This is a genomic window from Halorubrum sp. SD41 (assembly GCF_058630335.1).
Genome location: NZ_JBZVGZ010000002.1, coordinates 1 through 19,932, shown reverse-complemented (window position 1 = coordinate 19,932; position 19,932 = coordinate 1). Strand labels below are relative to the sequence as shown.

The following is a 19,932-nucleotide window of genomic DNA, read 5'->3' as shown; positions in this document are numbered from 1 at the left end:
TGGCCCATGGACGAAAAGCGGTTCGTCGTCGCCCTCTTCGGCCTCGCGGTCGCGGTCGTCGCCGGCTACGTGGCCTATCGGTTCGTCGCCCCGCTCACCGTCGCGGTCTTCCTCTACTACTCGACGCGGCGGTTCTACCACCGGCTCGAACGCTTCCGGCTGCCGGCCCGGATCCGCGCGGTCGTGTCGCTGTCGGTCATCGGCGTCCCGCTCATCGGCCTCGTGAGCTACACGCTGGTGCTGCTGATCTTGGAGGCGCGGCGGTTCATCGAGACGTACCCGGTGGCCGACACCATCGGCGCGGAGAACTCGGTGATCGGCGACCTCGCGGAGCTGTCGAACCCGACGATGGACGAGCTGCTCGCGGCGTACCGCTCCGGCCAGTTCGACCCCCTCATCGAGCTCGTCTCCGAGCAGGCGTCGCTGCTGGCGAGCACGCTGTCGGGGCTCGCCCTGAACCTGCTCATCACCGTCGTCGTCACGTACTACCTGCTGATCGACGGCTCCAAGTTCCACGACTGGCTGCTCACCTTCGACGACGACGCGGTCGTCCGCGAGTACCTCGAGACCGCGGACGACGAGCTGGAGGCGGTGCTGTACGGTAACCTGCTCAACGTCATCGCCATCTCGATCATCGCCGTCGTCACTTACCTCGCGTACAACGCGATCGCTCCCGCCGCGGTCGAGATCCCGTATCCGACGCTCGCGGGCGCGCTCACCGGCGTCGCCAGCCTGATCCCCGTGATCGGGATGAAGATCGTCTACATCCCGATCGCGGCGGCGATGTCGATACCGATCGCGCTCGACGGTGACCTCTCGCTGCTCGCCTACGTCGCCGGGTTCCTCGCCGTCGCGGCCGTGGTCGTCGACACCATCCCGGACATCGTCCTCCGGCCGTACTTCAGCGGCAAGACGACCCACGTCGGCCTGCTCATGCTGGCGTACATCTTCGGTCCGGTCGTGTTCGGCTTCCACGGGCTGTTCCTCGCGCCGATCATCCTCGTGCTGGCGCTGACGTTCGCGGACACCGCGCTGTTGCGCCTGCTCGGCGTCGAGCCGGATCCGGGGCCGGAGATCCCCGCAGATCAGCGCCGGATCGACGAGTTCTGAGCCGTCGCGGGCACCCGGTTCCGTTCGCAGGCGGAGCGCCCGACGGCTCGGCCGCAATTCGCGCCGAGCCGAAGTCATATATCCCCGGTCGACGACCGCCCCACGTATGCGACTACACGTTATCGGCCTCGGCGGGGCCGGGGGGAGGATCGCCGACCGCCTCGCCGCCGACCACGGCGACGACCCGTTCCTCGCGGGCGTCCACGCCTTCGACACCGATATGGACGCGCTCGGGGAACTGGACGCGCTCGGCGAGGAGCGTCGGTACCGGTTCGGCGACGCCGCGGGCGGGGACGGGCTCGAAGGCGACCTCCACGCTGGCCGCCGCCTCGGCGACGCGCACGCGAGCGAGCTCGGCCGGGCCATGGACGACCAGGCGCCGTCGATCGCCGAGGCGTTCCTTCTCGTCGTCGGCCTCGGCGGCGCGGCCGGCGCGGGCGCGGCCCCGGCGCTCGCCGCGGAGCTCTCGCGGCTCTACGACGCCCCCGTCTACGCCTTCGGGTTTCTCCCCACCCGCGACGAGGCGGAGGAACCGGACGACGACGGGCCGCGAAGCGCGTCCTCCGGGGGGGCGGGCGGCGCGGGGTCGGGCGCAGGAGCCGGCGACGAACCGGCGCCGCCGACGCCCCACCGCCCGCTGGCCGAGCGGAATGCCGCGCGGACCCTCGACGCGCTCTCGGACGAGTGCGCGGCGGTCTTCCCGTTCGACAACGGGGCGTGGCTCCGCCCGAGCGAGACGCTCGTCGGGGCCCGCGACCGGCTCAACGAGGTCGCCGTCGAGCGGGTCGCGGCGCTGTTCGGCGCCGGCGAAACGCCCGAGGGGACGGCGACGCCCCAGCAGGTGCTCGACGCGAGCGACGTCGCCCGCGCGGCGGGGGGCGACGGCGAGATCGCGGCGATCGGGCACGCGACGCAGGCGGTGGACCCCCCCGATTCGGGCTCGAAGTTCGGACTCGGGCTGTTCGGGTCCTCGGAGCCGGCCGAGATCGACACGAGCGCGGCCGTGTCGGCGATAGAGACGGTCATCCGGAAGGCGGCCCGCGGGAAGAACACGGTCGCAGTCCCCGAGGGGCGCGCCGATCGGACCCTGCTCGTGGTCGGCGGTCCGCCCGCGTGGCTCAACCGCGAAGCGATCGCCGACGGGCGGCGCTGGCTCGCCGAGGAGACCGGCTCGGACGCGATTTTAAGCGGCGACGCGCCGGTTCCCGACGGCGAGGCGGTGTTCGCGGTCGTGGTCCGCTCAGGGATCGACGAGCCGGAGCGGATCCGCGAGATCCGCGAGACGATCGGGTGACTGGCGCGTTGCCGCTGCGAGCCGGCGGTCGATCCCCGCTCGCCGACCCGAACCGGTTAACCGGATGGCGCGCCCACTGAGACCGTGACGACGCAGGAAGCCCTCGGGATCGACGTCGACGTGCGCGACGCCGCGGCGGTCGCGGAGCAGCGCGACGAGCTCGTCGCCGCCGTGCGCGACCACGCGGGGCGGATCGCCTACCAGCTCGCGCGGCTCCAGGGCGGCGACTACGGCCGCGAGACGCTGTCGACGCCCGGCGGGGAGTGGACGGTGAAACACGAGGCGGGCGAGCTGGAGTTCCTGCTGTTCTCGCCGAAATCGGGCTCCGACACGTACGTCATCTCGACGAAGCAGCCGCCGGAGCCGGCGGCGCTCGCGACCGCGCTCGACGACTACGCGGCGTTCGTGGCGGCGTGGAACGACCACGTCGACTCGCTGTCCGGCGTCCTCGACGGCGTGAGCGCCGAGTTCCCCGACCCGGCGACCACGGAGGGGGTGGTGGCCGAGCGCGACCGCGTCCTCGATGGGATCCGCGACACCTGCGCGGTCATCGCCGGCGAGATCCACCGGTACGAGGGGGACGACTACGGGACGTTCACCGCGCGCGTCGAGGGCGACCGCTGGGAGCTGAAGTACGACGAGGGGGCGGTGTCGTACCTCCGTGTCGGCGGCTCCGGCGGCCTCTACCTCCTCTCGCAGTACGGCGCCCCCTCCGCGGCCGACGTCCGGGAGTACGCCGACCGGTTCCGCGGGTTCGTGGAGGCGTACAACGAGTTCGTCGAGGAGTTGGAGAGCGACCTCGAACGGATATCGGTCTGACTCGCCGGCGCGCGCTCGGCAGATCGATCCGTGTCCGTGCGTATTCGCCGGCTCGTTTGGCAATACTTATTCACTCCTGTCCAGTACCGACGCGTACATGTCGATCACCCTTCCGGGACCGACGCTCGGCGTCGTCGGCGGCGGGCAGCTGGGTCGGATGCTGTGCGAGGCGGCCGCGCCGCTCGGCGTCGACCTCGTCGTGTTGGACCCGACGCCCGACTGTCCGGCGGCGCCCGTCGCGGCCGACCAGATCGTCGCGGAGTTCGACGACGCCGACGCGATCGACGAGCTCGCGGCCCGCGTCGACGCCCTGACCTTCGAGATCGAACTCGCGGACCCCGAGATCCTCGCGGCCGCGAGCGCGGAGCACGGCGTGCCGGTCCACCCCGACCCGGCCACGCTGGAGACGATTCAGGACAAGCTGGTCCAGAAGGAGGCGCTCGCGGACGCCGGGATCCCCGTCCCCGAGTTCGTCGCGGTCGCGACCGCCGAGGGGCTCGAACGCGTCGTCGAGGAGTTCGGCGGCGTCATGCTGAAGGCCCGCGAGGGCGGCTACGACGGCCGCGGGAACGTCCCCATCGAGGCGCCGAACGAGGCCGCCGACGCGCTCGACGCGGTCGGCGGCGCGGCGATGGCCGAGGAGTTCCTCGACTTCGAGCGCGAGGTCGCCGTGATGGGACTCAAGGGTGCGGACGGCGAGACGCGGACCTACCCCGTCACGGAAACGGTCCACCGCGAGGAGATCCTCCGCGAGAGCGTCAGCCCTGCCCGCGCCGGCGACGCGATCGTCGCCGAGGCGGAATCGGTCGCGCGCGACGTGCTCGACGTCCTCGACGGCCGCGGCGTCTACGGGATCGAGCTGTTCGAGACGAAGGAGGGCGAGGTGCTGGTCAACGAGATCGCGCCCCGGCCTCACAACTCGGGTCACTGGACGATCGAGGGCGCGCGCACGTCGCAGTTCGAGAACCATATTCGGGCCGTCCTCGGCTGGCCGCTCGGTCCGACCGATCTCGTCGCGCCCGCGGTCACGGCGAACCTCCTCGGCGATGTCGACGAGACGCAGTCCGCGACGCTCCGTAACGTCGAGTCGGTCCTCAACGCGCCCGACGCCGACCTCCACTGGTACGGCAAAGACGACGTGTACCCGCTCCGGAAGATGGGGCACCTGACGGTGACGGAATGGGACGCGGACTCGCCGGGCGATGGCGAAACCGACCGCGACGCGCTGCTTTCGCGGGCCCGAGAGCTCCGCGACGGGCTGACGTTCCGGGATACGTAGTCGCGTCCCGGTCGGCGCTCACGAATTGCGGTCGATCCACGCGCAGAAGGCGTCGAAATCGTGCGCTCCCGCGTCGTCCGCGATGCCCCTGAGCGTTCCCTCCCGGAGTTCGTCGTGGAGCGGAACCGTGACGTGCCGTTTGTCCGTCTCGTTTGTCGGGTGTTCGTGGTAGAGCTGCGCGTGGTCGCCGGTAGTTCGTCGCCACTCGAATCCGCCGCGGTTGACGAGAACCTTCACGACCTCTCGTCCGGAGAACGTGCGCCTCGCCACGTTATTCGAGGACGTCGGGCGGATTCTCGTTCTCGGTCGCGTTCTCCTCGGGATCGATTCCGAGTTCTCGAAGCTCTTCGTCGGTCGGCTCGCGGCCGATCTCTCCCCGATGGAGCGCGACGGCCTCGTCGAGGTTCTCCAGCGCGTCGGACCGCGACTCCCCCTGCGTCGTGACGCCCGTCCCCACGTCTCGGACGATCCACCACCCTTCCTCTCGCCAGAGGCGGATCTCGCCGTCGTGGTCCGCTCCGTCGTCCGTCGAACTCGCCATTACCGTACAGTTCGGGCGATTCGGTTGATAAGGGTTGGGCAGAGAACGAACGCGACGGCCGAGCCGATACCGGTCGCCGCATCCGGGAGTTCCTTGTAGCCCTCCGCCGAACCATCGCCCATGACCACGGTGGACGACCTGATCGAGCGGCTCGAAGCGGAAGCGGCGGCCGACGCGGACCCGGCGACCACCCCGGACGTCGGGATCATCATGGGCTCGGACTCGGACCTCCCCGTCATGGAGGACGCCTACGACGCGCTCGACGAGCTCGGCTTCGCGGAGCAGACCGACTTCGGCGAGGCGCCGGACGCGCGGTTCACCTACGAGAGCTACGTCGTCTCCGCGCACCGTACGCCGGAGCTCATGTACGCGTACGGGGAGACGGCGACGAACCGCGGGCTGGACGTGATAATTGCCGGCGCGGGCGGGAAATCCGCCGACCTGCCGAACATGACCGCGTCGATCGCCTACCCGGTGCCCGTCATCGGCGTGCCGGTTCAGGAGAAGTCGGTCGACTCCGTCATTGGGATGCCAACGGGCGCGCCGATCGTCGCCGTCGACGCCGGGAAGTCGTACAACGCGGCGCTGTCGGCGGCACAGGTGCTCGCGCGCGAACACGACGAGCTCGAGGAGCGGCTGGTCGAACTCCACGACGAGCAGAAGGCGGGCGTCGCGGACGTCTCCGCCGATCTTCACGATCTGGGTCTCGACGGGTTCCGGAATCGGTGAGGAGCGACCGGCGTGGTGGCCGCGTCCGAATACGCGACCGTTCGTTTATAAATAGTGCCGTACTGGGATGCGGTAGACTCTTAAAAACTCTCAGTCGCTCAGCGTTACGCCGGTGACGGTAGATCGGTCAAGAACATCTCCAAGGCCCCAGTCGCTCGTTTATAAATGGTAAACCGAAGATCAACGGCGAACACCGCCAAAGCCTCAGCCGTTTGCTTATAAATGGTAAACCGAAGATCAACGGCGAACACCGCCAAAGCCTCAGCCGCTCATTTATAAATAGCTGACAGTAGATCGACGGTGAACGCCTCCAAAGCCCCAGCCGCGAGGACTCGCGCGGCTTGCTGTCGTTCGAAAGGCGCAGAGCGCCTTTCGTGATGACGAGAGAGCAAAGCTCTCTCGAACCACGCTCCTTACTCAGTCGCTTCGCTCCTTCGCTGCGGTGCTTACTGCGCCGTGCTTCGTCCTCGCGACTGCCCCTTTGAGTCCCGCCCCACCCAGCACCGCAACCTCACACCTCCCCAGCCTCGTCGGTGGTCCTCCGCTTCGCTCCGGACCACCGACTCCCTCGCGCGTGCTGACTCGCGGCCGCCGGTGGCGGCCGCTCGCAGGCACGCGCCACCGCGTAATTACTTATAAACGGAGACCGGCTCGTTCCCCGTCGAGTCGCTGCGCCTCCATCGACTCGCACGCGGTTTCGGATCGAGTGTTCTCACTCTCTTCGCCGGCGCTTCGACCGCGAACGGGAGATACCGGCCCGCACGCCCGCGGACGCACAAGACTCAACGCTTATGAGGGGGCGGTCCAAACCCCAGCACGTTACGGAGACCTATATGAGCGATTGGATAGCGATTGGCGCCTTGGCGGTCGTCGGCCTGCTCATCCCGATAGCGATGATGACAGTGTCGGCGTTGCTCCGTCCGAGCGTGCCTGAGACCGGTAAAAGTACCACCTACGAGTCCGGCGAGACCCCGACGGGCGGGACGCGGATCCGGTTCAACATCCAGTACTACATGGTCGCGCTGTTGTTCGTCGTGTTCGACATCGAGACCGTGTTGCTGTTCCCGTGGGCGGTCATCTACCGCCCGGCCGTCCAGGCCGGCGTGCCGATGGCCGACCTGCTGTGGCCGATGTTGGCCTTCGTCGGGATCCTCGCGGTTGGACTCGTCTGGGCGTGGCGGTCGGGGGCGATCAGCTGGGCCCGCAGCCCCCGCGCGACCAGCAGAAAGACGACGGAGGACATCAACTAATGAGCAGCGATCAACCGTTTATCACCGACGATTCGCAAGTCGTAACCGAGACCAGAGACGCCCGGATGACCGGGCAGGGAGACCGGTTCAACTCCCGGCTCCGGGAGGCGTTCGGCTCCTCGCCGTTCATCCTCACCAAGTTCGACAAGTTCCTGAACTGGTGTCGGGGCTCCTCGATGTTCATGCTGCAGTTCGGCATCGCCTGCTGCAGCATCGAGATGATGCACACCTACGCGGTGAAACACGACCTCGACCGCTTCGGGTCGGGCGTCCCCCGCGCCTCGCCGCGACAGGCCGACGTGATGATCGTCCCCGGGACGATCGTCTCGAAGTTCGCCCCGCGGATGAAGCGTGTCTACGACCAGATGCCCGAGCCGAAGTTCGTCGTGGGCATGGGCTCGTGCACCATCTCCGGCGGCCCGTTCCAGGAGGGGTACAACGTCATCAAGGGCGCCGAGGAGGTCATCCCGATCGACATCCACGTCCCCGGCTGCCCGCCCCGCCCCGAGGCGCTCGTCTACGGCGTCGTGAAGCTGCAGGAGCGCGTCGCCAACGGCGAGGCCTCGCCCGTGACGGTGAAGCCGTACGAGCTGGAGGAGTTCTCGGACCTCGAACGCGACGAACTCGTCGACAAGCTGGCCGACCAGATCGACGACGACGAGCTCGTCATGCGGTACAACTTCGCTGATTCGCCATGAGCCTCGAACGACCGGACACCGTCGACGACGGCGCCGTCGAGCAGACGCCGGACGAGCTGGAGGCGCTCCTCGGCGACCTCGTCGTCGACCGCGACGACCACCTGAACGCGCCCGGCTTCGTCATCCGGCCGGACACCGTTCAGGAGACGCTTCGGACCCTGAAAGAGCAGGCGGGGTACGACCACCTCTCCGTCGTCTCCGCACAGGAGTACGAGAACCGCTACGAGTCGATCTACCACCTGAAGAAGTACGACGACCCGACCCAGGAGGTCAGTATCGTCGTCCCCGCAGACAAGGACGACCCCGTCTCCGAGTCCGCCGAGCCCGTCTTCCGCACCGCCGACTGGCACGAGCGGGAGGCGTACGATCTGATCGGGATCGAGTACGACGACCACCCCGACCTGCGCCGGATACTGCTGCCGGAGACCTGGCAGGGCCACCCCCTGTCGATGGACTACGACAAGGACCGGCCGCAGATCGCCACGCTGCCGGAGCACGCGAACCCGCTGGAGGATCACCACAAGGACGCGGAGTCCGACACGATGTTCCTCAACATCGGGCCGCACCACCCGGCGACCCACGGCGTCTTACACCTGAAGACGGTCCTCGACGGCGAGCAGGTCGTCGACGTCGAGCCCGACATCGGCTACCTCCACCGCAGCGAGGAGCAGATGGCCCAGTCCGGCACGTACCGCCACCAGATCATGCCGTACCCGGACCGCTGGGACTACATCTCGGCGGGGCTGCTCAACGAGTGGGCGTACGCCCGCGCGGCCGAGGACCTCGCGGACATCGAGGTGCCGGAGTACGCACAGGTCATCCGCACGATGGGCGCGGAGATGTGCCGGATCGCCGCGCACATGCTCGCCTTGGCGACGTTCGCGCTCGACATCAACGGCGACTTCACGGCGACGTTCATGTACGCCATCAACGACCGCGAGCGCGTCCAGAACCTCCTCGAGGATCTGACGGGCCAGCGGCTGATGTTCAACTACTTCCGGCTCGGCGGCGTCGTCTGGGACCTGCCCGAGCCCCGCGAGGAGTTCTTCTCGGACACCCGCGACTTCCTCGACCAGCTCCCCGAGTCGATCGAGGAGTACCACAACCTGATCACCTCGAACGAGGTGTTCCAGATGCGGACGATCGACACCGGAATCCTCCCGCCGGACGTCGCGAAGAACTACGGCGCGACCGGGCCCGTCGCCCGCGGCTCGGGCGTCGACTACGACCTCCGCCGCGACGACCCGTACGGCTACTACGACGAGCTCGACTGGGACGTCGTCACCGAGGACGGCTGCGACAACTTCAGCCGCCTCCTCGTCCGGATGCGCGAGGTCGAGGAGTCCGCGAAGATCATCGAGCAGTGCGTCGACCTGCTCGAGGACTGGCCGGAAGACGAGCGGAACATCCAGGCGAACGTGCCGCGCACGCTCCGCCCGGACGACGACACGGAGATCTATCGCGCCGTCGAGGGCGCCAAGGGCGAGCTCGGTATTTACATCCGCGCGGACGGGACGGACAAGCCGGCCCGGTTCAAGATCCGGTCGCCGTGCTTCTCGAACCTCCAGACGCTGCCGGAGATGGCGAACGGGGAGTACATCCCCGACGTCATCGCCGCGCTCGGTAGCCTCGACGTCGTTCTCGGGGAGGTGGACCGCTGATGGGCACGGCGCCCGCGCAGCTGTTCCCCGAGTTCATCGTCGACACGCTCGGGCTCGACAGCGTCATCGGCGAGGTCGCGGCCTCGCTCGTCGCCGCGTTCGTCGTCGGCAACATCATCCTCGCGTTCACGGGCGTCGCGGGCCCGTGGGCGAAGCGGAAGATCACGGCCGCGTTCACCGACCGGATCGCGGTCGACCGGATCGGCCCCTACGGGCTCCTCATCATCCCGGCGGCCGCGGTCCAGCTCCTCGCGAAGGAGCTCATCATCCCGGAGGGCGTCGACCGCCCCTCGTGGGATATCGCGCCGATCCTCCTGCCGGCGTCGGCGCTGCTCGGCTTCTCCGTCATCCCGATGGGACAGCTCGGCCCGATCAACCTCCAGCTCGCGGACCCGGAGGTCGGGTTCGCGTTAGTGTTCGCGTTCGCGTCGATCGCGTCGATCTCGCTGGTGATGGCCGGCTACGCGTCGAACAACAAGTACTCGCTGCTCGGCGGGCTCCGCGCGGTCGCGCAGAACCTCGCGTACGAGATCCCGCTCATCGTCACGGCGATGTCGGTCGTGATCTTCGCCGGGACGCTCCAGATGAGCGGTATCGTCGGCGCGCAGACGGAGACGCTGGTGACGATCGCCGGGGTCTCGATCCCGTCGTGGTACGCGTTCGTCAACCCGTTCGCGTTCGTGCTGTTCCTCACGGCGAATATGGCCGAGATCGGACGGAACCCGTTCGACATCCCCGAGGCGCCGACGGAGATCGTCGCGGGGTACCAGACGGAGTACTCCTCGGCGTACTTCGTCCTCTTCTACCTCGGGGAGTTCGTCCACATCTTCCTCGGCGGAGCGATCCTCGCCGTGACGTTCCTCGGCGGGGCGTCCGGTCCGGGCCCGGAGAGCATCGGCTTCATCTGGTTCGTGGTGAAGATCTGGGGCTTCTTCCTGTTCACGCAGTGGGCCCGGGCGGCGCTGCCGCGCGTCCGTATCGACCAGCTGATCGAGATCGGCTGGAAGGGAATGCTGGTGCTGTCGTTCGCGAACCTGGTGCTCACGGCCGTAATCGTGGGGGTGATCGCCTGATATGATCGGACTCATGAAATCGATGGCGACGACGATGAAACACGCGCTGGACGGGTCGACGTTCACGGTGGAATACCCGGAGGACGCGCCCGAGGTGAGCCCGCGGTTCCGCGGGGTCCACAAGTTCAGCCAAGAGCGGTGTATCTGGTGTCGGCAGTGCGAGAACGTCTGTCCGAACGACACGATCCAGATCGTTCAGGACGACCAGCGCAACGGGGAGCAGTACAACCTCCACATCGGGCAGTGCATCTACTGCCGGCTCTGCGAGGAGGTCTGCCCCGTCGACGCCATCCTGCTGACGCAGAACTTCGAGTTCACCGCCGACACGAAGGACGACTTCGTGTTCAACAAAGAACAGCTCAAGAACGTCCCGTGGTACAAGGGAATCGACCCGCTGGAGTCCCGCAACCCCGATCGCGGCGCGTGGATCGGGGAGGGCGACGGCGAGGTCGACTACCAGTAGCGGGCACGTCTCGAAATCTTCAAAGGGGTTCTCATAGGAGACAAACACAATGGTTTATGCTACCATCGCGTTCGGGCTGTTCGCCGCGGTCACGCTGGCGTTCGCCCTCGGGGTCGTCCTTGCGCGCGACGTGTTCCACGCCGCGCTGCTTCTGGGCGGAGCCCTCACGAGCGTCGCGGTGCACTACGTGATGCTGCGGGCGGAGTTTATCGCCGCCATGCAGATCCTCGTCTACGTCGGCGGGGTCCTCATCCTGGTCACGTTCGCCGTGATGCTCACGCGATCGGACACGGAAACGGAGGTGAGTAGCGCGTGAGCAACGACGAGAGCCGCGGCTCGCGGATCGCACCCGCGATCGCCGTCGGCGGGCTTTTCGCGGTGTTGGCCGCGACGGTGAGCGGGGCGACGTTCGGCTTCGAGTCGGTCGGCTTCCCGGCCGACGCCTCGATCGTCCACAACATCGGGTACGCCCTCTTCAACCTCGCCGAGTACGAGCTCGGCTCGGTGCCGTCCGAGGGGTTCCTCGCGGCCTTCCTGATCGCCGCGGTCGCGCTCGACGTCGCGGTCGACGGCGCCGTCTACCTGGCGAAGCGCGAGGAGGACGACTCCATCGTCTCCGCGCTCGGCCAGGCGTTCACCGACGGGGGTGACCGCCGGTGACCGCCGTCGCCGCCTCGATCCCGCCGTCGTGGTACCTGCTGTTGGCGTCGGCCGTGTTCTGTATCGGGCTGTTCGGCGTCCTGACGCGGCGGAGCGCACTCTACTTCCTCATGAGCGTCGAGCTCATGATGAACGCGGCCAACATCAACTTCGTCGCGTTCGCGCTGTACTACGGCGACCTCACGGGGCAGGTGTTCGCGCTGTTCGTCATCGCGCTCGCCGCCGCGGAGGTCGCCATCGGCATCGGCATCATACTCGTGTTATACCGCAACTTCGGCACGACAGACGTGACTGTTCCCGCGGAGATGAGGTGGTAAGATGGTGAACGCATTCGCATACGTTCCGGCGATCGTACTCTTACCGTTCTTCTCGTTCCTGGTCGCGCTCGGCGCGGGCAGGTACCTCCCGAAGGGCGGCGCCTTCGGCGGCATCGCGGCGACGGCCGGCTCGTTCCTGCTGTCGATCTGGGTCGCCGCGACCGTCGCGGGCGGGCGGGCGTACAACGAGACGCTGTACCACTGGGCGAGCGAGGGCGGCGCCGGGATCGGTCCGACGGACGTCGAGCTCACGTTCGGCGTCCTGATCGACCCGCTGTCGGCGCTCATGCTGGTCATCGTGACGCTCGTGGCGCTGTTGGTCCACGTGTTCTCGCTCGGCTACATGAACGACGAGGGCGAGACGGGCCTGCCGCGCTACTACGCCGGGCTCGGCCTCTTCACGGCGTCGATGCTCGGCTTCGTCGTCGCCGACAACCTGCTGATGGCGTTCATGTTCTTCGAGCTGGTCGGGCTCTGCTCGTACCTGCTCATCGGCTTCCACTTCCGGGAGCCGGGACCGCCGTCGGCCGCGAAGAAGGCGTTCCTCGTCACCCGCTTCGGGGACTACTTCTTCCTCGTCGGCGTCGTCGCGGTGTTCGCCACCTTCGGCACGGCGCAGTTCGCGGGCCCCGAGTCGTTCCCGGCGCTGGCCGACGCGGCGCTCAACGGCTCCGGCGAGGTCGCGTGGACGCCCGGCGGCCTCGACCTCGGGACGTGGCTGACGGTCGTCGGCCTGCTCGTGTTGGGCGGCGTCGTCGGCAAGTCCGCGCAGTTCCCGCTTCACACGTGGCTCCCCGACGCGATGGAGGGCCCGACGCCCGTCTCCGCGCTCATCCACGCCGCGACGATGGTCGCGGCCGGCGTCTACCTCGTCGCGCGGATGTACGGCTTCTACGTGCTGACGCCGACGACGATGGCGGTCATCGCCTTCGTCGGCGGCTTCACCGCGCTGTTCGCGGCGACGATGGGCGTGGTGAAAGACGAGCTGAAGCAGGTGCTCGCGTACTCCACCATCTCGCAGTACGGCTACATGATGCTCGCGCTCGGCGCGGGCGGGTACGTGGCCGCCGTCTTCCACCTCACCACCCACGCGTTCTTCAAGGCGCTGCTGTTCCTCGGCGCCGGATCGGTCATCATCGCGATGCACCACAACGAGGACATGTGGGACATGGGCGGGCTCAAGTCGCGGCTGCCCGTCACCTACTACACGTTCCTCGCCGGCTCGCTCGCGCTCGCGGGCATCTTCCCGTTCGCCGGCTTCTGGTCGAAAGACGAGATCCTCTACGAGGCGCTCGTCCACGGCCTCAACGACCCGCTGCTGCTCGGCGGCTATCTGATGGGGCTGCTCGCGGTGCCCGTCACCGCGTTCTACACCTTCCGGATGGTGTTCTTAACGTTCCACGGCGAGCCCCGGAGCGACACCGCCCGCGACCCCGAGCCCGTCGGCTGGAACGTGAAGGGGCCGCTGACGGTCCTCGGCTCGCTCGCGGTCGTCACCGGCCTCATCAACATGGTGCCGGTCCAGAAGGTGCTCGGACTCGAGGGGATCGACCTGCTCCACCGCTGGCTCGACAACGAGTGGGGCGGCATCGAGGGGCTCTCCTCGCACCACTACGCCGACATCGGCCCGTACAGCAGCGCGTACCTCGTCGGCGGTGAGGTCGGCACCGTCCTCGTCGGCGCGGCCGTCTCGCTCGGCCTCGCGCTGCTCGGACTCGGACTCGCCTGGCGGCTCTACAACGTGGCGTCGCCGACGGAACACACCGCCAAACTCGGCGGGGTCAAAGACGTGCTGTACAACAACTACTACCTCGACGAACTGCAGGTCTGGCTCGCGTATCGGACGGAAGACGTCGCGGGCGGCGCGAACACCTTCGACCAGGGGATCATCGACGGCGTCGTGAACGGCGTCTCGTCGGTGAGCCTGACCGGCGGCGGCCGGATCCGGAAGCTCCAGTCGGGGGTCGTCTCGCAGTACGCCGCACTGCTCACCTTCGGACTGGTCGCGCTGTTGCTCGTGCTCGGCGCGACCGGGGGGTGGTTCCTGTGATACTCGAAGCGCTCATGGCGGCCGCGTTCGTCGGCGCGCTGACGGTGTTCCTCGCGCCCGACGAGTGGGCCGGTCGGCTGGCGTTCGCCATCAGCCTGATCCCGTTCGTCGGCAGCCTCTACCTCTGGTCCGGCTTCGAGGCCGGCGGCAACGCGCTGCTCGGCGGGGAGATCGCGTACGCGACGCGGATCGAGTGGCTCGAAGTGGGCGGTCGCAGCGTCTCGTGGTTCGTCGGGCTCGACGGGATCAGCCTCCCGCTGTTCGTGCTCACGACGTTCCTCGTGCCGCTGGCGATTCTCAGCGCGTGGACGCCCGTCGACACGCGGCAGAGCCAGTTCTACGGCCTCATGCTGTTCATGGAGGCGAACCTGCTCGGCGTGTTCGCCGCGCTCGACTTCTTCCTCTGGTTCGTCTTCTGGGAGGCCGTGCTGGTCCCGATGTACTTCCTCATCGGGATCTGGGGCGGTCCGCGCCGCAAGTACGCCGCGATCAAGTTCTTCGTCTACACGAACGCGGCGTCGCTTTTGATGTTCATCGGCTTCATGAGCCTCGTGTTCGCGCTGGGCGACTCCGTGTCGTCGTTCGCCCTGCCGGAGATCGCGCAGGCGATCGCAGCGGGCGACCTGGGAACGTGGTTCGGCATCCCGCCGGACCGGATCGCGATGGTCGCGTTCCTCGCGATGTTCCTCGGGTTCGCGGTGAAGGTCCCGATCGTCCCGTTCCACACGTGGCTGCCGGACGCCCACGTTCAGGCGCCGACGCCCGCGTCGGTGCTTTTGGCCGGCGTCCTCCTGAAGATGGGGACGTACGCGCTGCTCCGGTTCAACTTCACGATGCTCCCGGAGCAGGCGTCGATGCTCGCGGTCCCGATCGCCGCCATCGCCGTGGTTAGCGTCATCTACGGCGCGATGTTGGCGCTGGCACAGAAGGACCTCAAGCGGATCGTCGCCTACTCCTCCGTCTCCTCGATGGGCTACGTCATCCTCGGACTGGTCGTCTTCACCGAGTACGGGGTCGGCGGCGCGACGTTCCAGATGGTCGCGCACGGCCTCATCTCGGGGCTGATGTTCATGGCGGTCGGCGTCATCTACAACGCCACCCACACTCGGATGGTCGGCGACATGGCCGGGATGGCCGACCGGATGCCGGTCACCGTCGGCATCCTCGTCGCCGGCGCCTTCGGCTACATGGGACTGCCGCTGATGGCCGGCTTCGCCGGCGAGTTCTTCATCTTCGTCGGCTCGCTGTCCGCGCCGGCGCTCCCGTACGCGCCGCTGTTCACCGCGGCCGCGATGTTCGGTATCGTCATCGTCGCCGGCTACCTGCTGTCGGCGATGCAGAGCACGCTGTTCGGCCCGTTCGAACTGGAGACCGACTACGACGTCGGGCCCGCGGCGTTCCACGACGTCGCCCCGCTCGCGGTGCTGCTCGTGGCGATCATCGTGCTGGGCGTCGCGCCCGACATCTTCTTCGAGATGATCCGTGACGCTGCCCTGCCGGTCGTCGAGGGGGTGACCGTCGATGGTTAACGGACTGCCAGCCGTGACGGCGCTGCTGCCGGCGCTGCTCCTGGCGTTCACCGGACTCGCGCTGCTGTTGGTCGACACGATTCGGCCGGACGCGCGGTCGAACACGTCGATGGCGGTCGTCGGCACGTTCGGCTCGCTCGCCGCGCTGGCGGCCACCGTCTGGCTCACCGCGAGCGGCGGCGTGAGCCCGGACGGCGGCGCGGTGCTCCTGTTCGCCGACGCGATCAAGGTGGACACGATGGCGCTGTTCTTCACCGCCATCTTCGCGTCGGTGACCGCGCTGGTCCTCGTCGCCGCGCACGACTACTTCCACGACCACGCCAACCCGGCGGCGTTCTACTCGCTCGTGACGTTCGCCGCGACCGGGATGGCGCTGCTCGCGGCCGCGAACTCGCTCGCGGTCGTGTTCGTCGCCTTAGAGATGGTGTCGCTGCCGTCGTACGTGCTCGTCGCGTACCTCAAGCAGAACCGCGGGAGCGTCGAGGCGGGGCTGAAGTACTTCCTCGTCGGCGCGCTCTCCTCCGCCATCTTCCTGTTCGGCATCTCGCTCGTGTACGCCGCGACGGGCTCGCTGATCCTCGCCGACATCGCGTCGGCGTCGATCGACGGGCTGGCCGGCGTCCTCGGCGTCGGCGTCGTGATGATGATCGGCGGCGTGGCGTTCAAGACCGCCTCCGTCCCGTTCCACTTCTGGGCGCCGGAGGCGTACGAGGGCGCGCCCGCGCCGGTGAGCGCGTTCCTCTCGTCGGCCTCGAAGGCCGCCGGGTTCGTCGTCGCGTTCCGCGTGTTCACCGAGGCGTTCCCGCTGGAGCTGGCGGTGTCGGCGAACGTCGACTGGATGCTCGCCTTCGCGATTCTCGCGGCAGTCACGATGACGCTCGGTAACTTCGCGGCCGCGGTCCAAGAGGAGGTCAAGCGCATGCTCGCGTACTCCTCCATCGGGCACGCCGGGTACGCGCTCATCGGTGTCGCCGCGCTCACGGTCGACGGCCCCGCGAACGGCACCGTCATGGGCGCCGCGATGGCGCACCTGCTCGTCTACGGGTTCATGAACACCGGCGCGTTCCTCTTCGTCGCGATGGCGGAGCGGTGGGGCGTCGGTCGCACCTTCGCGGACTACGCGGGGCTCTGGCGGCGCGCGCCGGTCGCCTCCGTCGCGATGGCCGTGTTCATGTTCTCGCTCGCGGGGCTCCCGCCGTTCGCCGGGTTCTTCTCGAAGTACTTCCTGTTCCAGGCGGCCATCGACAACGGCTTCCTGTGGCTCGCCGGCCTCGGCGCGATAAACAGCGTCGTGTCGCTGTACTACTACAGCCGGGTCGTGAAGGCGCTGTTCCTGGACGACCCCGAGTCGCCGAGCGCGCTCGACGCGATCGACGTGCGGCCGACGGCGCTGTACGCCGCGGTCGTCTTCGCGGCGGTCGCGACGGTGCTGCTCTTACCCGGCTTCGGCCCCGTCATCGAGACGGCCGAGGCGGCGGCGTCCGCGCTGTTCTGAGCGGCCGGTTCCCTTCTCTTTCGACGCGTTCGACGCCCGCAGCGACCGCTCCGTATACGGATGGTTTCGACCGGCGGGCCGGCTCTCGCTCGACGGACCGGCTTTCGCTCCCCGAGCCGCCCGCCGGCGCCCACAGATACTCCCCCGTTCGGCCCCTCGACCCGTCCGTGTCTCGGACTCGCACCTACCGGTGTCTGAACTGCCTCGACGAGGTCGTCACGCGCTCGTTCGACACGTCGCACCTCTCGCGGACCTGCCCGAACTGCGGCTCGTTCGAGCGTTTCGCCAACGAGGCCGTCGTCGAGCGGTTCGAGTCGCTGGAGGCGTCGCCGCCGGGGGATCTCGACTGGGATCGACTGGAGCGGCGCGAGAAGCTGCTGGTCGCCGAGCGGCTCGCTCGCACGGACAAGGAGATCGGGGACTTCGACGTGACCGGCGGCGACGCGACGGAGGCGTAGCCGTCGGGCGCCGCGGCGCTACCGCGCGTACAGCTTCCCGCCGACGAGGTCGGCGAGCCCGACGCCGTCGCCGGGCGTGACGGCCACGTAGGGGTGATCGACCGGGCCGAACACGTCGACGACGCGCCCGACCGTCGAGAGCGACTCGTCGACGACGCTCGCGCCGATCCGCGGGGGGTCCGCTCCGGCGTCGCCGCGGGCGATCGCGAGCCCACCGGCGGTCCGGACGACGGTACCGACGCGCCGCACGGTTACTCCCGGAGCACGCCGAGGTACGCGGCGATCGCCTGAACGAGGTCGTTTTTCGCGGTGTCCTCAGTCCCCTTGACCACGACGGAGCCGCGGGGTTCGAACTCCCGGGAGTAGGTCGCGTCGCGCTCGACGACGGCGTCGTAGCCGACCTGCTGGACGGCCTTCGCGATCTCGTCGACGGTCGGCGCTTCGACCGCCAGGTCCGTCGGGACGCGGCGGCCCTCCGAGCGGGACAGCTCGGCGTCGAAGTAGGCGGGGTAGACGACGTTCTCGACCATACCGGATACCCTCGCGCGCGGCGTAAGGTCGTTTCGGACCGCCGCGGGGTCGCCCTTGCGGTGACGGCCGCTCAGCCCGTGCGGAACTCGAACCGGGCCCCGCCGTCCTCGCCGTCGAGCGCGCGGGCGGTCCAGCCGTGCGCCTCGGCGATGCGCTCGCTGATGGCGAGCCCGAGCCCCGTGCCCGACTCCTCAGTCGTGAAGCCGCTCTCGAACACCCGGTCGGCGTCCTCCGGGAGCCCGATCCCGTCGTCTTCGACGTAGAACCCCAGGATTTCCTCCCCGTCGCCGTCCCGAAGCGTCCCCGCCCCGACGCGGACCGAGAGCGGGTCGTCGGGGGAGTCGCGGCCGTGTTCCACACTATTCCGGAAGACGTTCTCCAACAGCTCGCGCAGCCGCGTCCGGTTCGCCGCCAGCGTCCCGTCGGCCTCGATCGTTAGGCTCGCGTCGCCCGTGTCGACGCTGCCCCACGCCTCGCGCGCGACGTCGGCCAGCGAGACGGACTCCGTCTCGCCGACCGAGCGCCCCTCTCTGGCCAGCGACAGGAGGTCGGCGACGAGCTCGTCCATCCGGTCGATCGCGTCCGCGGCCTTTTCGAGGTGGTCGACGTCGCCCGTCTCGCGAGCGAGGTCGACGTACCCCTCCGCGACCGACAGCGGGTTCCGGAGGTCGTGGGAGACGATGGAGGCGAACTCGTCGAGCCGCTCGTTCTGCCGCCGGAGGGTCTCCTCTCGCTCGCGCCGGTCGGTGACGTCGGTGTAGATGGCGTAGCCCGCCGCGTTGGCGGCGTCGAGGTGGATCGGAATGACGTGGAGGATGAAGTGGCGCGGCCCGTCGGTAGTGGTCCGCGTCACCTCCCGGCGGACGTTCTCGCCGCGCTGTAACCGCTCGTTGAGGTCGTCGGCCTCCGACTCGGCGTCCGGAGGGACGATGTAGTCGTCGATGGACTCGCCGATGACCGTCTCCGGCTCGTACCCGAACGTCGCCTCGAACGCCTCGTTCACCTGGCGGACGATCGGGTCGCCGTCGGCGTAATCGTACGCGATGGCGGGGTCGGGAACGTTCGTGAACAGCGCGAGCAGCCGGTCCCGCTCGGCCCTGAGCGTCTCGGTGACGTCGATCCGATCGAGGGTCTCCTCGAGGTGGGAGGCGAGCAGCTCCGCCGACCGGCGGTCGGCGTCGTCGAACTCGCCGCCGCTGCCGGTATCGTCGCTCGCGAGCTGGAAGACGACGTCGTCGCCCACGGGGACGGTGAGCACCGTGTCGAACCGGCTCTCGGGGTTCGGGTTCGGGGCGATCGAGGCGTCGCCGGTCCGGACGGCCCTGCCGGCCACGCCGGTCCCGACGCGGACCCGGTTGCAGTCCTCGACGGGCGTCCCGCTGGAGGCGACCACGGGTTCGACCCACTCCCCGTCGCGGACCGCGACCACGCTCTGGTATTCGGGGAACACCTGCTCGGCGACCGCGACGGTCGCCCGGTACGCCTCGTCGACCGACCTGACGGCGGCGAGCTCGGCCATCCCGGCGTTGAGCTGCTCGATCCGCGAGGGGGTCCGCGTCGGCGCCGACCGGACGACGGACCGTCGGTTCCGACCGATCAGCCACGAGACCGTCTCCGAGAGCGCATCGGGAGAGCCCGCGACCGCGTCCACGAGCGGGTCGGTCGCGACGCGGCCCGTCGGGTCGTCGACGTACGCGACCACGACGCCGACGCGATCGACCGCCCGGACCCGGTCGAGCCCCGCCTCGTCGACGACGACGACCGTCACGTCGGCCCCGGCGAGGCGGGAGTCGTCGACGCCGTCCGGGGCGGCGGCGTGCGTCTCGACCGCACCGCCGTCGTCGGATTCGCGGCGCTCGGCGCCGAGGAGGGACCCCAGGACGCCGGGTGGGCCGGGGGGCGCGGGGGGCCCCAGGAAGCAGGGGTGGGGGCCCCACCGGGAGAGGTGACAGAATATGGATAAGGGACCCCCAGC

General features: G+C 68.8%; 22 protein-coding genes. 17 read left to right on the top strand and 5 right to left on the bottom strand.

Annotation, left to right across the window (positions count from 1 at the left end):
* Positions 1-6: 6 nt before the first annotated feature.
* From AC4NMM_RS00865 to purK, 4 genes are all read left to right on the top strand, one after another.
* Positions 7-1,110, top strand: coding sequence for an AI-2E family transporter (locus tag AC4NMM_RS00865; protein ID WP_096393606.1), 1,104 nt, complete (start codon positions 7-9; stop codon positions 1,108-1,110).
* 106 nt (positions 1,111-1,216) lie between these two features.
* Complete coding sequence (locus AC4NMM_RS00860; protein WP_491923297.1) at positions 1,217-2,404, top strand: FtsZ/tubulin family protein; 1,188 nt, start codon at positions 1,217-1,219, stop codon at positions 2,402-2,404.
* 84 nt (positions 2,405-2,488) lie between these two features.
* Positions 2,489-3,223, top strand: coding sequence for a profilin-fold protein (locus AC4NMM_RS00855; RefSeq protein ID WP_491923296.1), 735 nt, complete (start codon positions 2,489-2,491; stop codon positions 3,221-3,223).
* A gap of 97 nt (positions 3,224-3,320) precedes the next feature.
* A complete protein-coding gene (gene purK / locus AC4NMM_RS00850) occupies positions 3,321-4,502 on the top strand; it encodes a 5-(carboxyamino)imidazole ribonucleotide synthase (protein ID WP_096393609.1) in 1,182 nt (393 codons plus the stop codon).
* Positions 4,503-4,520: 18 nt separating this feature from the next.
* On the opposite strand, the gene AC4NMM_RS00845 is transcribed toward purK, so the two are convergent.
* Together AC4NMM_RS00845 and AC4NMM_RS00840 are read right to left on the bottom strand one after the other, a co-directional pair.
* Positions 4,521-4,772: a type II toxin-antitoxin system HicA family toxin gene (locus AC4NMM_RS00845; RefSeq protein ID WP_096393610.1), complete on the bottom strand. Its 252-nt coding sequence runs from the start codon at positions 4,770-4,772 to the stop codon at positions 4,521-4,523.
* 1 nt (position 4,773) lies between these two features.
* Positions 4,774-5,043: a type II toxin-antitoxin system HicB family antitoxin gene (locus tag AC4NMM_RS00840; RefSeq protein WP_096393611.1), complete on the bottom strand. Its 270-nt coding sequence runs from the start codon at positions 5,041-5,043 to the stop codon at positions 4,774-4,776.
* 120 nt (positions 5,044-5,163) lie between these two features.
* Here AC4NMM_RS00840 and purE point away from each other — a divergent pair, with 120 nt between their 5' ends.
* The 13 genes from purE to AC4NMM_RS00775 all read left to right on the top strand — a co-directional run bounded on the left by purE (position 5,164) and on the right by AC4NMM_RS00775 (position 17,426).
* Positions 5,164-5,772, top strand: a complete 609-nt coding sequence (purE, locus tag AC4NMM_RS00835) for a 5-(carboxyamino)imidazole ribonucleotide mutase (RefSeq protein ID WP_491923295.1) — start codon at positions 5,164-5,166, stop codon at positions 5,770-5,772.
* 833 nt (positions 5,773-6,605) lie between these two features.
* Positions 6,606-7,022, top strand: a complete 417-nt coding sequence (locus tag AC4NMM_RS00830) for an NADH-quinone oxidoreductase subunit A (protein WP_004596397.1) — start codon at positions 6,606-6,608, stop codon at positions 7,020-7,022.
* Positions 7,022-7,720, top strand: a complete 699-nt coding sequence (locus AC4NMM_RS00825; RefSeq protein ID WP_096393614.1) for an NADH-quinone oxidoreductase subunit B — start codon at positions 7,022-7,024, stop codon at positions 7,718-7,720. Before AC4NMM_RS00830 ends, AC4NMM_RS00825 begins: the two co-directional genes overlap by 1 nt.
* Positions 7,717-9,381 carry an NADH-quinone oxidoreductase subunit D gene (locus AC4NMM_RS00820; protein ID WP_096393615.1) on the top strand — a complete coding sequence of 555 codons (1,665 nt, stop codon included), beginning with the start codon at positions 7,717-7,719 and terminating at the stop codon, positions 9,379-9,381. Before AC4NMM_RS00825 ends, AC4NMM_RS00820 begins: the two co-directional genes overlap by 4 nt.
* A complete protein-coding gene (locus tag AC4NMM_RS00815) occupies positions 9,381-10,454 on the top strand; it encodes a complex I subunit 1/NuoH family protein (RefSeq protein WP_096393616.1) in 1,074 nt (357 codons plus the stop codon). The genes AC4NMM_RS00820 and AC4NMM_RS00815 overlap by 1 nt, the downstream gene beginning before the upstream one ends.
* Position 10,455: 1 nt before the next feature.
* A complete protein-coding gene (locus AC4NMM_RS00810; protein WP_004596401.1) occupies positions 10,456-10,917 on the top strand; it encodes a NuoI/complex I 23 kDa subunit family protein in 462 nt (153 codons plus the stop codon).
* A gap of 49 nt (positions 10,918-10,966) precedes the next feature.
* A complete protein-coding gene (locus tag AC4NMM_RS00805) occupies positions 10,967-11,233 on the top strand; it encodes an NADH-quinone oxidoreductase subunit J (RefSeq protein WP_008440357.1) in 267 nt (88 codons plus the stop codon).
* Positions 11,230-11,577 (top strand): hypothetical protein, encoded by a 348-nt coding sequence (locus AC4NMM_RS00800; protein ID WP_096393617.1) that lies wholly within the window; start codon positions 11,230-11,232, stop codon positions 11,575-11,577. Before AC4NMM_RS00805 ends, AC4NMM_RS00800 begins: the two co-directional genes overlap by 4 nt.
* A complete protein-coding gene (gene nuoK, locus AC4NMM_RS00795) occupies positions 11,574-11,894 on the top strand; it encodes an NADH-quinone oxidoreductase subunit NuoK (protein WP_004596404.1) in 321 nt (106 codons plus the stop codon). Before AC4NMM_RS00800 ends, nuoK begins: the two co-directional genes overlap by 4 nt.
* 1 nt (position 11,895) lies before the next feature.
* A complete protein-coding gene (nuoL, locus tag AC4NMM_RS00790) occupies positions 11,896-13,944 on the top strand; it encodes an NADH-quinone oxidoreductase subunit L (protein ID WP_491923294.1) in 2,049 nt (682 codons plus the stop codon).
* A 14-nt stretch (positions 13,945-13,958) separates the two neighbouring features.
* Positions 13,959-15,473, top strand: a complete 1,515-nt coding sequence (locus tag AC4NMM_RS00785) for a complex I subunit 4 family protein (protein ID WP_491923347.1) — start codon at positions 13,959-13,961, stop codon at positions 15,471-15,473.
* A complete protein-coding gene (locus AC4NMM_RS00780) occupies positions 15,466-16,968 on the top strand; it encodes an NADH-quinone oxidoreductase subunit N (RefSeq protein WP_096393619.1) in 1,503 nt (500 codons plus the stop codon). The genes AC4NMM_RS00785 and AC4NMM_RS00780 overlap by 8 nt, the downstream gene beginning before the upstream one ends.
* Positions 16,969-17,135: 167 nt before the next feature.
* Complete coding sequence (locus AC4NMM_RS00775) at positions 17,136-17,426, top strand: hypothetical protein (RefSeq protein WP_096393620.1); 291 nt, start codon at positions 17,136-17,138, stop codon at positions 17,424-17,426.
* Positions 17,427-17,444: 18 nt separating this feature from the next.
* Here the strand turns inward: AC4NMM_RS00775 and AC4NMM_RS00770 are convergent, their stop codons facing one another.
* The 3 genes from AC4NMM_RS00770 to AC4NMM_RS00760 form a co-directional block, all read right to left on the bottom strand.
* Positions 17,445-17,675, bottom strand: a complete 231-nt coding sequence (locus tag AC4NMM_RS00770) for an H/ACA ribonucleoprotein complex subunit GAR1 (protein WP_096393621.1) — start codon at positions 17,673-17,675, stop codon at positions 17,445-17,447.
* Positions 17,676-17,677: 2 nt separating this feature from the next.
* Positions 17,678-17,956, bottom strand: coding sequence for a signal recognition particle subunit SRP19 (gene srp19 / locus AC4NMM_RS00765; RefSeq protein WP_004596410.1), 279 nt, complete (start codon positions 17,954-17,956; stop codon positions 17,678-17,680).
* A 71-nt stretch (positions 17,957-18,027) separates the two neighbouring features.
* On the bottom strand, positions 18,028-19,872 hold the full coding sequence (locus AC4NMM_RS00760; protein ID WP_491923346.1) for an ATP-binding protein: 1,845 nt from the start codon (positions 19,870-19,872) through the stop codon (positions 18,028-18,030).
* Positions 19,873-19,932: the final 60 nt, after the last annotated feature.

Excerpts from the sequence above, each read along its gene's own strand:
- AC4NMM_RS00865 (WP_096393606.1), top strand. The coding sequence starts at position 7 with ATGGACGAAAAGCGGTTCGTCGTCGCCCTCTTCGGCCTCGCGGTCGCG.
- AC4NMM_RS00825 (WP_096393614.1), top strand. The coding sequence starts at position 7,022 with ATGAGCAGCGATCAACCGTTTATCACCGACGATTCGCAAGTCGTAACC.
- AC4NMM_RS00830 (WP_004596397.1), top strand. The coding sequence starts at position 6,606 with ATGAGCGATTGGATAGCGATTGGCGCCTTGGCGGTCGTCGGCCTGCTC.
- AC4NMM_RS00785 (WP_491923347.1), top strand. The coding sequence starts at position 13,959 with ATGGCGGCCGCGTTCGTCGGCGCGCTGACGGTGTTCCTCGCGCCCGAC.
- AC4NMM_RS00780 (WP_096393619.1), top strand. The coding sequence starts at position 15,466 with ATGGTTAACGGACTGCCAGCCGTGACGGCGCTGCTGCCGGCGCTGCTC.
- AC4NMM_RS00860 (WP_491923297.1), top strand. The coding sequence starts at position 1,217 with ATGCGACTACACGTTATCGGCCTCGGCGGGGCCGGGGGGAGGATCGCC.
- srp19 (WP_004596410.1), bottom strand. The coding sequence starts at position 17,956 with ATGGTCGAGAACGTCGTCTACCCCGCCTACTTCGACGCCGAGCTGTCC.
- purK (WP_096393609.1), top strand. The coding sequence starts at position 3,321 with ATGTCGATCACCCTTCCGGGACCGACGCTCGGCGTCGTCGGCGGCGGG.
- AC4NMM_RS00810 (WP_004596401.1), top strand. The coding sequence starts at position 10,456 with ATGATCGGACTCATGAAATCGATGGCGACGACGATGAAACACGCGCTG.
- AC4NMM_RS00840 (WP_096393611.1), bottom strand. The coding sequence starts at position 5,043 with ATGGCGAGTTCGACGGACGACGGAGCGGACCACGACGGCGAGATCCGC.
- AC4NMM_RS00805 (WP_008440357.1), top strand. The coding sequence starts at position 10,967 with ATGGTTTATGCTACCATCGCGTTCGGGCTGTTCGCCGCGGTCACGCTG.
- purE (WP_491923295.1), top strand. The coding sequence starts at position 5,164 with ATGACCACGGTGGACGACCTGATCGAGCGGCTCGAAGCGGAAGCGGCG.
- nuoL (WP_491923294.1), top strand. The coding sequence starts at position 11,896 with ATGGTGAACGCATTCGCATACGTTCCGGCGATCGTACTCTTACCGTTC.
- AC4NMM_RS00820 (WP_096393615.1), top strand. The coding sequence starts at position 7,717 with ATGAGCCTCGAACGACCGGACACCGTCGACGACGGCGCCGTCGAGCAG.
- AC4NMM_RS00815 (WP_096393616.1), top strand. The coding sequence starts at position 9,381 with ATGGGCACGGCGCCCGCGCAGCTGTTCCCCGAGTTCATCGTCGACACG.